Origin of the sequence: Candidatus Accumulibacter cognatus (assembly GCF_000584975.1) — a bacterium.
Taxonomy (GTDB): Bacteria; Pseudomonadota; Gammaproteobacteria; order Burkholderiales; family Rhodocyclaceae; genus Accumulibacter; species Accumulibacter cognatus.
The window spans coordinates 1-15,736 of sequence record NZ_JDST02000089.1 but is presented as its reverse complement, the minus strand read 5'-3'; the positions used below and the strand labels follow the sequence as shown (position 1 = coordinate 15,736).

Below are 15,736 nucleotides of genomic sequence, written 5' to 3'. Positions count from 1 at the left end.
CGTCTTCCCGTGATCGACGTGCCCAATCGTGCCGACGTTGACGTGCGGCTTCGTACGCCCAAATTTTCCCTTGGCCATTACCTTATCCTCAATCCGTCATTTCTTGTTGATGACCGCTTCGGCGACATTCTTTGGCGCCTCAGCATAGTGCTTGAATTCCATTGAGTAGGTCGCGCGACCCTGACTCAGCGAGCGAAGAGTAGTCGAGTAACCGAACATCTCGGCCAGCGGCACCTCTGCCTTGATCGCCTTGATGTTGCCCGGCAGATCCTCCATCCCCTGAATCATGCCACGCCGACTCGATAGGTCGCCCATTACGTTGCCCATGTAATCCTCCGGCGTCTCGACATCGACCGCCATCATCGGCTCCAGCAAGGTCGGCGACGCCCGTCGCATACCTTCCTTGAAGGCAATGGCTGCAGCCTGACGGAAGGCATTTTCGTTGGAGTCGACATCGTGGTAGGAACCTTCGAATAGGGTAAACCTGATGTCGACCACCGGGAACCCAGCGAGCACGCCACTGGTGACAGCATCCTGCAGACCCTTGTCGACTGCGGGAATGTACTCGCGAGGCACCGTACCACCCTTGATCGCGTCGACGAATTCGTAGCCCTTGCCTGGCTCGTTAGGCTCTATTTTCAACCAGACATGGCCATACTGACCGCGCCCACCCGACTGTTTGACGAACTTTCCTTCCTGCTCGACCGACTTCTTGATGCACTCGCGATAAGCAACCTGTGGTGCACCGACATTGGCGTCTACACCGAACTCGCGCTTTAGGCGGTCAACGATAATCTCGAGATGCAATTCACCCATTCCCGAGATGATGGTCTGCCCGGACTCTTCATCGGTACGCACACGGAAAGAAGGATCCTCCTGCGCCAAGCGGCCGAGAGCGATGCCCATCTTTTCCTGATCCTGTTTTGTCTTCGGTTCGACAGCCACGTGAATCACAGGCTCCGGGAAAACCATGCGCTCAAGGGTGATGACCGCCGAGGGATCGCAGAGCGTTTCGCCGGTAGTGACATCCTTGAGGCCTACGCAGGCAGCGATGTCACCGGCAAGAACTTCCTTGAGTTCTTCCCTATTGTTGGCATGCATCTGCAAAACCCGCCCGATGCGCTCGCGACGAGCCTTGATCGGGTTGTAGATAGTGTCACCGGACTTCAGGACACCCGAATAGACCCGGATAAAGGTCAACTGGCCAACGTAGGGGTCGGTCATCAGTTTGAAGGCAAGCGCGGAAAACTTGGCGGCATCCGAAGCCTCACGGGTATCCGGCTCCCCATTATCATCTTCGCCGGTCACCGGGGGGATGTCGACCGGTGACGGCAAGAGGTCAATCACCGCATCAAGCATGCGCTGCACACCCTTGTTCTTGAAAGCAGTGCCGCAAAGTGCCGGCTGAATTTCGCAGGCAATCGTACGCTCACGCAGACCCTTGATGATCTCGGCTTCGGTCAAATCCCCCGCGTCGAGATACCTATCCATCAACTCCTCGGAGGACTCGGCGGCGGCTTCGACCATCTTGCTACGCCACTCATCGGCCTCGGCCTGCAATGCAGCAGGGATCTCGCGATAGTCGAACTTCATCCCCAGAGAGGCTTCATCCCAATAGATCGCCTTCATCTTGATCAGATCGACGACGCCCTCGAAGTAGTCCTCCTTGCCGATCGGGATGACGATCGGGACCGGATTGGCCTTGAGACGGGTCCGCATTTGATCAACAACCTTGAGAAAGTCCGCACCCTGGCGATCCATCTTGTTGATGAAGGCCAAGCGAGGCACTTTGTATTTTGTTGCCTGCCGCCAAACAGTCTCTGACTGTGGTTGCACACCACCGACTGCGCAATAAATCATGCACGCGCCATCGAGAACCCGCATCGAGCGCTCGACCTCGATCGTGAAGTCAACGTGACCGGGCGTATCGATGATATTGATCCGGTGCTCCGGGCGATCAAGCTGCATCCCTTTCCAGAAGCAGGTCGTGGCCGCCGAAGTAATGGTGATGCCACGCTCCTGCTCTTGTGCCATCCAGTCCATGGTTGCGGCGCCATCATGCACTTCACCAATCTTGTGGTTGATACCCGTATAGAACAAGATACGCTCGGTCGCCGTCGTCTTACCGGCGTCGATGTGAGCGCTGATGCCGATGTTCCGGTAACGCTCAATGGGGGTTTTGCGTGCCACAGTATAAACCTTCACTAATAAAGAACGATCTCCAGCACCATTGGCGCCGGTGGCTCATCTTAGAGCTAGAACCGGAAGTGAGCGAATGCTTTGTTGGCTTCGGCCATACGGTGCACTTCGTCACGCCTCTTGACCGCACCGCCGCGACTTTCCGACGCCTCCAGCATTTCCGCTGCCAAGCGCTGACCCATCGACTTTTCAGAACGTTTGCGCGCAGACTCGCGCAGCCAGCGCATGGCTAGCGCCATACGGCGACTCGGTCTGACCTCGACCGGCACCTGGTAATTGGCGCCACCAACACGACGGCTTTTCACTTCGACCAAGGGTTTGATATTCCCCAAAGCCAAACCGAACACTTCCAGCGGATCTTTGCCGGTCTTGCTGACAATCTGGTCAAAGGCACCATAGACGATCCGCTCGGCAACAGACTTCTTGCCGCTCTTCATAATCGTATTCACGAACTTTGACACTTCAACATTCCCGAACTTTGGGTCCGGTAGAATATCGCGCTTCGGCACTTCACGACGACGGGGCATAGCAACCTCTCATAGTCACAATTCAGTCGAAGAGTCAGGGCATCAGCCCGGCCCTCCCGGCCACCCATCAGGAGCAGCCCTTACTCGGACGGAACTCAAGCAGCTTTCGGACGCTTGGTACCATACTTGGAACGACCCTGCTTGCGCTTCTTGACGCCTTGTGTGTCAAGCGAGCCACGAATGGTGTGGTAACGGACACCCGGCAAGTCCTTGACGCGACCACCCCGGATCAAAACCACAGAGTGCTCCTGAAGATTGTGGCCTTCACCGCCAATGTACGAAATGACCTCAAAGCCATTCGTTAATCGCACCTTGCAGACTTTCCGCAGCGCAGAGTTTGGCTTCTTCGGCGTGGTGGTATAGACACGGGTGCACACGCCCCGCTTCTGAGGGCAATTGCTCAGCGCCGGGACTTTGCTCTTGCTGCGTATCGCCTCGCGAGGCTTGCGCACCAGTTGGTTAATGGTCGGCATGTTTCTACCCCTATGTTCAGTTCAGCAAGCGACGTGACAGGCACATGGCTTCTGCAAAAAACCAAGGCGGACCAAAGGCCGCCCTGGCAATAATTATGATCGGCCGAAGCGCCGCAGGCATCGACGACAAAGACCGGCGATTCTATGGTCTATTACATTTCAAGTCAAGCAACCGGTGCATTCTGGGTCTCTTCACTACGCAAGGCCTCATCGTCGGTCTGTAGCCCCCCCCCGCCAACGATATCCTCGCCAGCAGCATTCTTTCTGCGCGTGCTGTGATAGGCAAGGCCCGTACCCGCCGGAATAAGACGGCCAACAATGACATTCTCCTTGAGTCCGCGCAATTCATCCCGCTTGCCCATGATCGCCGCTTCGGTCAGCACCCGCGTCGTTTCCTGGAAGGACGCCGCCGAGATGAACGAATCGGTGGACAAGGAGGCTTTGGTAATACCCAGGAGAACATGCTCATAGGTTGCGGGCAGCTTGCCGTCGGCGATCATCCGGTCATTTTCGTCCAGCAGATGCGCACGCTCTACCTGCTCCCCCTTGATGAACTTGGTATCGCCCGGGTCCAGCACATTGACCCGGCGCAACATCTGGCGAACAATAACTTCGATATGTTTGTCGTTGATCTTGACACCCTGGAGGCGATAAACGTCCTGCACCTCATCGGTGATATAGATGGCCAGCGCCTCGACCCCCAGGAGTCGCAGAATATCATGTGGATCCGGCGCCCCATCGACGATTGACTCACCCTTGTTTACCACTTGCCCATCATGTACCAGGACATGCTTGTCCTTGAGAATCAGGTATTCGTGGGTGACCCCATCAAGGTCGGTAATCACCAGCCGCTGCTTGCCCTTGGTATCCTTGCCGAAGGACATCGTGCCGGTATATTCTGCGAGCATTCCTGCGTCCTTGGGGGTTCGCGCTTCGAAAAGTTCAGCAACCCGTGGCAGGCCTCCGGTAATGTCACGCGTCTTGGCTGATTCCTGCGGCAAGCGAGCGAGCACGTCACCCACTGAAATCGGTTGCCCATCGAGAACATTGATGATCGCCCCGACCTGAAAAGTGATGGTGACCGGATGATCGCTGCCGTGCATCTTGACTTCCTGGCCATCGGGCTCGAACAACCTGACCTGCGGGCGCAGACCCTTGCTGGGCGCCTTGCCGCCGCGCTTCGGGTCGATGACCACCAATGTTGAAAGCCCAGTGACCTCATCGATCTGTTTGGCAACGGTGACCCCTTCCTCGACATTCTCGAATTTTACGAGACCCGAGTACTCAGCAATGATCGGGCGCGTGTGCGGATCCCAGCTGGCCAGCCGGGCACCGGCCTTGACGGATTGACCGTCAGCGACCTGCAGTGTCGAACCGTAGGGCACCTTGTGCTTTTCACGTTCCCGCCCGTTATCGTCAGTGATCAGTATCTCGCCAGAACGGGTAATGACAATCTTCTCGCCTTTGGCGCTGGTGACATAGCGCATGCTCGCGGTGAAGCGTACCACACCAGCACTTCGCGTCTCGACCTGGCTTGCCACGGCAGCACGTGACGCAGCCCCCCCGACGTGAAAGGTCCGCATGGTCAACTGCGTCCCCGGCTCGCCGATCGATTGTGCAGCGATGACGCCGACCGCCTCACCGACATTGACCGGCGTACCACGACCGAGGTCGCGGCCATAACACTTGGCACACAATCCGTAACGGGTTTCGCAGGTCAGCGGAGTACGTGCCTTGACTTCGTCGATACCTAACTGATCAATCAGGTCACAATGATCCTCACCGATCAGCGTCCCTGGCTCGATGACCGTCTCCTGCGTGTCCGGATGCACGACTTCGGAAGCCGTGACCCGACCGAGGATACGCTCGCGCAAGGCCTCGATGACCTCTCCACCTTCGATCAACGCCTTCATCGTCACCCCGTTACTGGTTCCACAGTCGTCCTCGATCACCACCAAATCCTGGGTCACGTCGACCAGTCGCCGCGTCAGGTAGCCTGAGTTGGCGGTTTTCAAAGCCGTGTCCGCGAGGCCCTTGCGCGCACCATGCGTCGAGATGAAGTACTGAAGAACGTTCAGACCCTCACGGAAATTGGTGGTGATTGGCGTTTCAATGATCGATCCGTCCGGTTTTGCCATCAGGCCGCGCATGCCCGCCAACTGGCGAATCTGCGCTGCCGAACCGCGGGCGCCAGAATCGGCCATCATGAAAATGGAGTTGAACGACTCCTGTTTTTCCATCTCCCCACGGCGATTCTTCACCTCGACGTGACCAAGCTGATCCATCATCACCTTGGCAACCTGGTCACCAGTACGGCCCCAGATATCGACAACCTTGTTGTAGCGCTCACCATTGGTGACCAGACCGTTGGTGTACTGGTTCTCGATTTCCTTCACTTCCGCCTCAGCAGCAGCGATGATCTCGCGTTTCTGTGCCGGCACCAGCATATCGTCGGAACAGATCGAAATACCAGCGCGGGTCGCCAGCCGATAGCCGTTCTGCATCAGTTTGTCGGCAAAGACCACGGTTTCCTTTAAGCCGCAGCGGCGGAAGGCGGCATTGATCAGTTTGGAGATTTCCTTTTTCTTGAGACTCTTGTCGATCAAGCTGAAGGGAAGACCTTTCGGCAGAATCTCGGAAAGCAGCGCACGCCCCGCAGTTGTCTGGTAACGCGTGATCTTCTCCTGCCAGCCGTTCTCGCCGTCGCGCTCGTACTCGGTGATACGAACCGAAATACGTGCGTGCAGGTCAAGCTCACCGGCCTGCATGGCGCGTGTCACCTCTGCCAGGTCCGGGAACATCATCCCCTCCCCCTTGGCGTTGATCCGCTCGCGTGTGGCGTAGTAGAGACCAAGAACAATATCCTGCGATGGCACGATGATCGGCTCACCATTTGCCGGCGACAGTACATTGTTGCTCGCCAGCATCAGGGTCCGTGCTTCCATCTGAGCTTCCAGCGACAAGGGCACGTGCACCGCCATTTGGTCGCCGTCGAAGTCGGCATTGAAGGCCGCACACACCAGTGGATGCAACTGGATCGCCTTGCCCTCGATCAGCGTCGGCTCGAAAGCCTGAATGCCTAGGCGGTGTAGCGTCGGCGCGCGGTTGAGCATGATCGGATGCTCGCGAATCACCTCCTCGAGAATATCCCAGACCACCGCCTCCTGGGTCTCGACCATTTTCTTCGCCTGCTTGATGGTGGTCGCCAGACCCATCACTTCGAGACGGTTAAAAATGAAAGGCTTGAACAATTCAAGCGCCATCAGTTTCGGCAAACCACACTGGTGCAGCTTGAGCTGTGGTCCGACGACGATTACCGAACGACCCGAGTAGTCAACGCGCTTGCCAAGCAGGTTCTGGCGGAAACGCCCCCCCTTGCCCTTGATCATGTCGGCCAACGACTTCAGCGGGCGCTTGTTTGCACCGGTCATTGCCTTGCCGCGACGCCCGTTGTCAAGCAGGGAGTCGACCGCTTCCTGAAGCATGCGTTTTTCATTGCGTACGATGATTTCAGGCGCCTTCAGTTCAAGCAGTCGCTTCAGGCGATTGTTGCGGTTGATGACGCGACGGTAGAGATCGTTGAGATCCGATGTCGCAAAGCGCCCACCGTCAAGCGGCACCAGTGGGCGGAGATCCGGTGGCAGTACTGGCAGCACTTCGAGGACCATCCACTCCGGCTTGATGCCCGATTTCTGAAAGCCCTCAAGTATCTTCAGCCGCTTGGAGAACTTCTTGCTCTTGGTTTCCGAGGTGGTGGTCTCCAGTTCGCTACGCAGCATTTCGACTTCACGCGCCAGATCGATTGAACGTAACAACTCGCGAATGCCTTCAGCACCCATTTTGGCTTCGAAGTCGTCTCCGTACTCCTCAACCTTGGCCGTATGGTCGTCCTCGGTCAGCAACTGGCCGCGCGCCAAAGGCGTCATGCCCGGCTCGAAGACCACAAACGCTTCAAAGTACAGTACCCGTTCGATGTCACGCAGCGTCATGTCGAGCACCATGCCGAGACGGCTCGGTAGACTCTTCAAGAACCAGATGTGGGCGACCGGACTGGCCAGCTCGATATGTGCCATTCGCTCGCGTCGCACCTTGGCCAGCGTCACTTCAACGCCGCATTTCTCACAGATGACGCCCCGATGCTTGAGCCGCTTGTACTTGCCGCAAAGACACTCGTAGTCCTTGATCGGACCAAAAATCTTGGCACAGAACAGCCCATCACGCTCCGGCTTGAAGGTACGGTAGTTGATCGTCTCCGGCTTCTTGACTTCGCCGTAAGACCATGAGCGAATCTTGTCCGGCGAAGCCAGACCGATGGTGATCGCATCGAACTGCTCTTCCTGCGTCACCTGCCTAAACAAATCCAGCAATGCTTTCATCTTTTGCTCCTGTGAGGAGTGCGCTGTCAGGGGTAAAAGGCCTTGCGGCGGGAGAATAGACCTTACTCGCTCGCCGCACAGCCATTAGAAGCGTTCAAGATCAATATCGATCGCCAGTGAACGGATTTCCTTGACCAGAACGTTGAACGATTCCGGCATGCCGGCATCGATCTTGTGGTCACCCTTAACAATGTTCTCGTATACCTTGGTCCGGCCATTGACGTCGTCGGACTTGACGGTGAGCATTTCCTGCAGCACGTAGGACGCACCGTAGGCCTCAAGCGCCCATACCTCCATCTCACCGAAGCGTTGCCCACCGAATTGAGCCTTGCCACCGAGTGGCTGCTGGGTCACCAGCGAGTACGGTCCGGTCGAACGCGCGTGCATCTTGTCATCGACCAGATGATGCAGCTTCAGGACGTGCATATAACCTACGGTTACCTGGCGCTCGAACTGCTCGCCGGTACGCCCGTCGTACAGTGTCATCTGGGCCGACTGCGGCATGCCTGCCAGTGCCAGGACGGACTTGATTTCGGACTCCTTTGCACCATCGAAAACCGGTGTCGCAAAAGGCACGCCAGCTTCAAGGTTACCTGCCATTTCAAGAATCTCGTGATCAGTCAGTTGATCGAGGTCCTCAGGTTTGCCGGTGCTGTTGTAGATTTTGTCGAGAAAAGCCCGCATCTCTCCGGCTGTCGACTGACGGCGCAGCATGTCACCAATTCTATGGCCCAGACCCTTGGCTGCAAGCCCGAGGTGGACTTCGAGAATCTGGCCCACGTTCATCCGCGAAGGCACCCCGAGCGGGTTCAGAACGATGTCGACGGGATGACCATCGGCCATGTAAGGCATGTCTTCAACCGGTACGATGCGCGAGACCACCCCCTTGTTGCCATGCCGTCCGGCCATTTTGTCGCCAGCCTGCAGTCGGCGCTTGACGGCCACGTACACCTTGACCATCTTCTGAACACCTGGCGGCAACTCGTCACCCTGGGTGAGCTTCTTGCGCTTTTCCTCAAATGCGATGTCGAATTCCTTGCGGGTCTGTTCGAGCCCCTCACGCAGCGATTCGAGTTGCTGCGCGACTTCCTCATCGGCCATCCGGATATCAAACCAGTGATGCGGATCGAGGCTGTCGAGGTATTCCTGGGTGACCAACGTGCCCTTGGCCAGCCTTTTTGGTCCGCCATTCGCCGGCTTGCCGACGATCATTCGTGCGGCACGTGCAAAGGCATCGCGTTCGACAATGCGCAGTTGATCGGCAAGGTCAAGCTTGTAGCTTCGCAATTGATCGTCGATGATCGACTGTGCCCGCTTGTCGCGCTCAATCCCCTCACGGGTAAACACCTGCACGTCGATGACCGTCCCGGAGATACCCGACTGAACGCGCAGCGAGGTGTCTTTCACGTCAGATGCCTTCTCGCCAAAAATCGCACGCAGCAGCTTCTCTTCCGGAGTTAGCTGTGTTTCACCTTTCGGCGTCACCTTGCCAACCAGCACATCGCCTGCTTCAACCTCGGCACCAATATGGACAATTCCCGATTCGTCAAGCCGGGAGAGCTGTGACTCACCAAGAGAGGCGATGTCACGGGTAATTTCCTCGGGGCCGAGCTTGGTATCACGCGCGACGACGGTCAGTTCCTCGATGTGAATCGAGGTAAAGCGGTCTTCGGCAACCACGCGTTCCGAAATCAGGATCGAGTCCTCGAAGTTATAACCATTCCAGGGCATGAATGCGACCAGCATGTTCTGGCCGAGCGCCAGTTCACCCTTGTCGGTCGATGCCCCGTCGGCCACCACGTCACCCCTGGCAATATGGTCACCGACGCGAACCAACGGCCGCTGGTTGATATTTGTGTTCTGGTTGGAGCGCGTGTACTTCACCAAGTTGTAAATGTCAACACCGACTTCGCCTGGCCCAGTTTCATCGTCATTGACCCGCACCACGACACGCGAGGCATCGACGTAATCGACCAACCCGCCGCGAAGCGCCTGTACCGCAGTACCCGAATCCACCGCCACCGTTCGCTCGATCCCCGTTCCCACCAAGGGCTTTTCCGGACGCAGGCAAGGAACCGCCTGACGCTGCATGTTGGCACCCATTAGCGCACGATTGGCGTCGTCGTGCTCAAGAAAGGGAATCAGCGATGCCGCCACCGACACGATCTGGCTCGGTGCCACGTCCATATACTGAACGCGCGCTGGCTCGGCGAGAATGGTCTCACCCTTCTCGCGACAAGTCACCAACTGATCGGTCAACACACCTCCATCACCCAGATCGGAGTTGGCCTGGGCAATGATATAGGCACCCTCTTCGATAGCTGACAGATACTCGATCTGATCGGTGACCCGACCATCGACCACCTTGCGGTACGGCGTTTCCAGGAACCCATACTCATTGGTACGGGCATAAAGCGCCAGCGAATTGATCAGCCCGATATTCGGGCCTTCCGGTGTTTCGATCGGGCATACGCGGCCGTAGTGGGTCGGATGAACGTCCCGCACTTCAAAGCCTGCTCGCTCACGCGTCAAACCACCCGGGCCGAGCGCTGAAACGCGACGCTTGTGTGTAATCTCGGAAAGCGGGTTGGTCTGGTCCATGAACTGCGATAACTGGCTGGAACCGAAGAACTCTCGGACAGCAGCGCTGATTGGTTTGGCGTTGATGAGGTCGTGTGGCATCAAATTGTCGGACTCAGCCTGTGACAAACGCTCTTTCACGGCACGCTCGACTCGCACCAACCCAGCGCGGAACTGATTTTCGGCCAGTTCGCCAACCGAACGGACCCGGCGATTACCCAGATGGTCGATGTCATCGATCTCTCCGCGACCATTGCGCAGTTCGACGAGCAGTTTGATGACCTCAACGATATCACGCGGCGATAGCGTCAGTTGTTCCCGCACCTCACCAGAAGCCCCCAGTACCTTCAACTGTTCGAACAATGTCATGGCAGTTTCCCGGGTCAGGTTCTCTGCCACCGCACGCGGGCCATGGCTCAACTCGGCTATCACCTGTTCGACATCAGCGACGGAATCACCCACCTGATCGTTGATCAGTTTGATGATCGCATCGCGTTTGGAAGGCACATGCTTGAGCATGACCTTGTATTCGATGACCGCCTTCCGGGCAACCCGGCGGTTGAACTTCATCCGGCCAACCCCTGACAGATCGTAGCGGTCGTCTGAGTAGAACAGGCCGTTAAAAAGTATCTCCACTGCTTCTTCGGTTGGTGGTTCTCCGGGCCGCATCATTCGGTAGATGGCAATGCGGGCAGCTTGCCGCGAGATGGTTTCGTCGGTGCGCAAAGTCTGCGAAATGAAGCCACCGCGATCAAGGTCGTTGATGTACAGGGTATGCAGTGATTCGACCCCAGACTCGGAGAGTTTCGCCAACATGCTCTCGGTGATTTCGTCATTTGCATTGGCCAGGATCTCGCCACTACTCTTGTCAATGATGTCCTCGGCAATCACACGGCCAATCAGAAAATCATCCGGAACCGCAACCTGCCTAATCCCAGCCTGATCGAGTTCACGAATGTGTTTGGCAGTAATCCGTTTGTCCTTGCCGATGATCAACTTCCCTGACGTGTCGTTAAAGTCGAAACGCGCGACTTCCCCTCGTAAACGCTCCGGAACGAGCACAAACTCGACGATCCGCCTGCCCAGATAAAAGGTATCAAATTCGAAAAATTCGCGCAGGATGCGCTGTGGCGTCAGACCGATCGCCTTCAACAACGTGGTGACCGGCATCTTCCGGCGACGGTCGACACGAAAAAACAGGAGATCCTTCGGATCGAACTCGAAATCCAGCCATGAGCCGCGATAGGGAATGACGCGTGCGGAGAAGAGCAGCTTACCAGAACTATGCGTCTTCCCACGGTCGTGCTCGAAGAACACCCCCGGTGAGCGGTGAAGCTGCGAGACAATGACCCTTTCTGTACCATTGATGACAAAGGAGCCGGTTGTCGTCATGAGCGGAATTTCACCCATATAGACTTCCTGCTCCTTGACTTCCTTGATGGTATCCGGTGCTTCTCGATCGAGAATGACCAGGCGCACCTTCGCCCGCAAGGCCGACGCGAAAGTCAGGCCACGCTGCTGGCATTCCGTGACGTCGAAAGCCGGATCGGAGAGCGTAAAGCTGACAAACTCCAGACGTGCATTGCCGCTGTGACTGACGATCGGAAAAATCGAGGAAAAGGCGGCCTGCAAACCCTGGTTACTGCGCTGCGCCGGCGGCACTCCTGCCTGCAAGAAGGCAGAGAACGACTCCAACTGGGTGGCCAGCAAGAACGGTACGTCAAGCACGGTAGAGCGCTTGGCGAAGCTCTTGCGGATACGCTTTTTCTCGGTGTAGGAGTAGGTCATGGTCGCTCCGAACTCAGAAGGCAAATCCTCTAGCGCTCCGGCGAGGGTCGCAACACCCGCCGGTCCGCAACGGACAAACGCAAAATGACCAGCTCAATACAGAGAGGAGAGCGACATGCCCTGCCCTGTCTTCGCTACTCGTACTTGCGTTTGTGCGCTGCACAACGTTGCCCTGACCATGGAGTACATGTACCACCTATATCCCAATGGGGCTACGCAAAGCTGTTTCCGGAAAAGCAGAAAAGGGCTGACAACCGCAAGGCCGTCAGCCCAGCGTGCTCGACCGATACTATTTGATCTCGACCTTCGCTCCGGCGTCCTCGAGAAGTTTTTTGAGAGCTTCAGCATCAGCTTTCGAAATCGACTCCTTGACGGCCTTCGGTGCGCCGTCCACCAGGTCCTTGGCTTCCTTCAGACCCAGACCCGTAGCTGCGCGAACGACCTTGATTACTTCAACCTTCTTCTCACCAAAACTCGCGAGGATGACGGTAAACTCGGTCTGCTCTTCAACCACTGGTGCAGCCGCACCCGGCGCAGCAACGGCCATCGACGCCGCTGAAACACCAAATTTTTCTTCGAACGCCTTGACCAGGCTGTTCAGTTCCATGACAGTCATCGCGCCAACGGCTTCGAGAATGTCTTCGTGGGTAATAGACATAATTTATAACTCCTAAATCTGAGTGGACAAAAACAGTACGATCAGGCAACCGCCTCTTCACGTTGCTTGGCCAAAGCAGAAAGCGCACAGGCGAAACCTGTGACCGGTGCCTGCATGACGCCAAGCAGTTGGGCAAGCAATTCGTTGCGACTCGGAATCGACGCAAGCGCTTGTACGCCAGCCTTGTCCAGAAGCTCTCCGGCAAAACTGCCGCTTCGTAAGATCAGCTTGTCATTGGTTTTTGCAAAGTCGTTGAGCACTTTCGCTGCTGCGACCGGATCCTCCGAAACGCTATAGATCAGCGGCCCGGTCATCTGCTCCGCGAGGCTGGCAAACTGGGTACCCTGCACCGCGCGCCGCACCAGGGTGTTTTTCAGCACCCGCAGATAGACACCCGAGGCACGCGCCTGCGCTCGCAGACGCGTCAGATGAGCGACCGGCAATCCACTGTACTCGGCCAGCACAACCGTCTGGGCACTGGCCATCTTGGCCGAGACCTCGGCGACGACGAACTTCTTTTCATCAAGATTGAGACCCACAGGCCCTTCTCCTCCCATCAAGTCAAAAAACGGCACATCCTTTCGAATGCACCGCACCCACGGCGACCTTGATCAGGAGTTGCAATGAGGGGCACACAGCCCATCTCTGACCATCCTTTTCGGAGTACACCGTCTACGCAGGCCGCGAACACGACACTTAAGCCCTCGGCAAACGCCTCCAGCACCTGCGGTCTTTGACGATCGATCGGCACTGCGGATGCACTGCCGATCTCACCCAGCAAAGCTCATGCGCGGACTACACTAGGCAATCCGCTGAATTTCTAAATCGTGGACGCATCCACGCGGATACCCGGCCCCATCGTGCTCGACACCGCGACCCTCCGGACATACTGCCCCCTTGATGTGGCCGGCTTGGCCTTGATCAGCGCGTCAAGCAGCGCCTTGAGGTTGATGGCCAGTCTGTCGGCTTCGAAAGACGCGCGCCCGATCGTACTGTGAATGATGCCACCCTTGTCGGTACGGTACTGGACCTGTCCGGCCTTGGCGTTCTGTACGGCAGTCACCACGTCCATGGTAACCGTGCCGACCTTCGGGTTTGGCATCAGGCCACGCGGACCCAGGATCTGACCCAGTTGACCGACCACGCGCATGGCATCCGGGGTGGCAATGACCCGATCAAAGTTGATCACGCCAGACTTGATCTCGGTGGCCAGATCTTCGAATCCAACGATATCGGCGCCAGCCGCCTTGGCTGCGGCGGCTTTTTCGCCCTGGGCGAACACGGCAATGCGAATCGTCTTGCCGGTCCCGGCCGGCAGTACGACGGAACCTCGTACGATTTGATCCGACTTGCGAGGATCGACTCCGAGACAGACGGCGACATCAATCGACTCGTCGAACTTCGCTGCTGCAAGCTCCTTGCTCAACTTCAGCGCCTCACCGACGGGATAAATCTTGCTCGGGTCAATCTTGCCCTTGAGAGCTTTTTGACGTTTGCTCAGTGTTGCCATTTCAGACACCCTCCACGGTAACACCCATCGTACGGGCACTGCCAGCGATCGTTCGCACCGCCGCATCCATATCGGCTGCCGTCAGGTCAGGCATCTTCTGTGTTGCAATGGCTTCGCATTGCGCGCGCGTCAGCGTACCCACCTTAGCGGTATGGGGCTTTGGGCTACCCTTTTGAATACCGATCGCTTTCTTGATCAGGACCGTCGCTGGCGGCGTCTTCATGATGAAGGTGAAGCTCTTGTCCGCGAAAGCGGTAATCACCACGGGAATGGGCAAGCCTGGCTCCAGACCTTGCGTCTGGGCGTTGAAGCTCTTGCAGAATTCCATGATGTTCAGACCGCGCTGACCCAGTGCCGGGCCGATCGGTGGAGACGGATTGGCCTTCCCCGCCGGCACTTGAAGCTTGATATAGCCGATGATTTTCTTTGCCACGATGGGACTCCTCTATGCGGGTTCAAGCGCGCTTTGCAACAGCGCTCCCCAAACGACAAACGCGGCCTTGTAGCCGCACTACTGTGGCACGTCGGGCAACCCTCCAGTGCCGCAACTTAGTCTCGCCGGATCAAGCCTTCTCGACTTGCCCGAACTCCAGCTCTACCGGCGTTGGACGACCAAAGATCGTCACCGAGACACGCAAACGGTTCTTCTCGTAGTTGACCTGCTCGACTGCGCCATGGAAATCAGTAAATGGACCATCCTTGACGCGTACCACCTCGCCCGGCTCGAAGAGAACCTTTGGGCGCGGCTTGTCAACACCGTCCTGCATTTGCTGCATGATTTTTTCGACTTCCTTTTCGGAGATGGGCGTCGGCTTGTTGGCCGTTCCGCCAACGAAGCCAGTCACCTTAGGAGTGCTTTTCACGAGATGCCAGGAATCGTCGTTCATTTCCATTTCCACCAGCACATAGCCGGGAAAAAACTTCCTCTCGGAAATGCTTTTCTGGCCCATCTTGAGTTCGACCACTTCCTCCACCGGCACCAGGATACGTCCAAACGCATGCTGCATGGCCTGCCGCTGGATACGCTCTAGCAGCGCCCGCTGCACGCTCTTCTCGAACCCGGAATAGGCGTGCACCACATACCAGCGCATGCTCATACTTTTCTCCACCCAAGAACCATATCGTACAGGAGCCACTCCAGGCTCTTGTCGGTCAACCAGAGAAAGAGAGCCATCACCACCACAAAAGCGAACACCAGCCCGGTTGTCTGCATGGTTTCTTTACGCGAAGGCCAAACGACCTTTTTTGCCTCATTTGTCGACTCTTTGGCAAAAGCAAAGAAGAGACGACCCGGCTCCGTATTCCAGGCGACCGCGGCAGCAAGCCCAGCCCCGATCAAGACGGCGAGCACGCGCAGGATCATCGCTTCGTTGGCAAGCAGATAAAAGCCGGCGATGCCGGCTACAAGCAGCAATACTGCCAACGCAAACTTCAATTTATCGGTCATCTAGTCCGCTTTGGTTACATGAATGGCAGGGGCAGAGGGAATCGAACCCCCAACCTTCGGTTTTGGAGACCGACGCTCTGCCAGTTGAGCTATGCCCCTGCGGCAGAACTGCGGCAGCTCATAAAAAAGCCGCCGCTGCACCTTGGCTGAACTTTATTCGATGATTTTCGCGACCACT

General features: G+C 57.0%; 11 protein-coding genes, 1 tRNA gene and 1 pseudogene. All 13 read right to left on the bottom strand.

Annotated elements, in window-relative coordinates; all coding sequences use genetic code 11:
* Positions 1 to 78, bottom strand: a pseudogene (locus AW06_RS20960) (elongation factor Tu); the annotation flags it as partial.
* Positions 79 to 96: 18 nt separating this feature from the next.
* Positions 97 to 2,190: an elongation factor G gene (gene fusA / locus AW06_RS15935; RefSeq protein ID WP_034951977.1), complete on the bottom strand. Its 2,094-nt coding sequence runs from the start codon at positions 2,188 to 2,190 to the stop codon at positions 97 to 99.
* 65 nt (positions 2,191 to 2,255) lie between these two features.
* Positions 2,256 to 2,726 carry a 30S ribosomal protein S7 gene (gene rpsG, locus AW06_RS15930; protein WP_034923845.1) on the bottom strand — a complete coding sequence of 157 codons (471 nt, stop codon included), beginning with the start codon at positions 2,724 to 2,726 and terminating at the stop codon, positions 2,256 to 2,258.
* Positions 2,727 to 2,821: 95 nt separating this feature from the next.
* Positions 2,822 to 3,199 carry a 30S ribosomal protein S12 gene (gene rpsL / locus AW06_RS15925; protein WP_034923848.1) on the bottom strand — a complete coding sequence of 126 codons (378 nt, stop codon included), beginning with the start codon at positions 3,197 to 3,199 and terminating at the stop codon, positions 2,822 to 2,824.
* Between the two features lie 164 nt (positions 3,200 to 3,363).
* On the bottom strand, positions 3,364 to 7,575 hold the full coding sequence (gene rpoC, locus AW06_RS15920) for a DNA-directed RNA polymerase subunit beta' (protein WP_034951974.1): 4,212 nt from the start codon (positions 7,573 to 7,575) through the stop codon (positions 3,364 to 3,366).
* An 84-nt stretch (positions 7,576 to 7,659) separates the two neighbouring features.
* Positions 7,660 to 11,943, bottom strand: coding sequence for a DNA-directed RNA polymerase subunit beta (rpoB, locus tag AW06_RS15915; RefSeq protein WP_034951971.1), 4,284 nt, complete (start codon positions 11,941 to 11,943; stop codon positions 7,660 to 7,662).
* A 289-nt stretch (positions 11,944 to 12,232) separates the two neighbouring features.
* Complete coding sequence (rplL, locus tag AW06_RS15910) at positions 12,233 to 12,601, bottom strand: 50S ribosomal protein L7/L12 (RefSeq protein WP_034951968.1); 369 nt, start codon at positions 12,599 to 12,601, stop codon at positions 12,233 to 12,235.
* A 41-nt stretch (positions 12,602 to 12,642) separates the two neighbouring features.
* Positions 12,643 to 13,140: a 50S ribosomal protein L10 gene (rplJ, locus tag AW06_RS15905; protein WP_034951965.1), complete on the bottom strand. Its 498-nt coding sequence runs from the start codon at positions 13,138 to 13,140 to the stop codon at positions 12,643 to 12,645.
* Positions 13,141 to 13,421: 281 nt separating this feature from the next.
* Positions 13,422 to 14,111, bottom strand: coding sequence for a 50S ribosomal protein L1 (rplA, locus tag AW06_RS15900; RefSeq protein WP_034951962.1), 690 nt, complete (start codon positions 14,109 to 14,111; stop codon positions 13,422 to 13,424).
* 1 nt (position 14,112) lies between these two features.
* Positions 14,113 to 14,544, bottom strand: a complete 432-nt coding sequence (gene rplK / locus AW06_RS15895; protein ID WP_034923866.1) for a 50S ribosomal protein L11 — start codon at positions 14,542 to 14,544, stop codon at positions 14,113 to 14,115.
* Positions 14,545 to 14,674: 130 nt separating this feature from the next.
* Entirely contained in the window at positions 14,675 to 15,208 is a 534-nt protein-coding gene (gene nusG / locus AW06_RS15890) for a transcription termination/antitermination protein NusG (RefSeq protein WP_034923868.1), read from the bottom strand.
* Complete coding sequence (gene secE, locus AW06_RS15885) at positions 15,205 to 15,558, bottom strand: preprotein translocase subunit SecE (RefSeq protein WP_034951959.1); 354 nt, start codon at positions 15,556 to 15,558, stop codon at positions 15,205 to 15,207. Before secE ends, nusG begins: the two co-directional genes overlap by 4 nt.
* 23 nt (positions 15,559 to 15,581) lie before the next feature.
* Positions 15,582 to 15,657: transfer RNA gene (locus AW06_RS15880), tRNA-Trp, on the bottom strand.
* Positions 15,658 to 15,736: the final 79 nt, after the last annotated feature.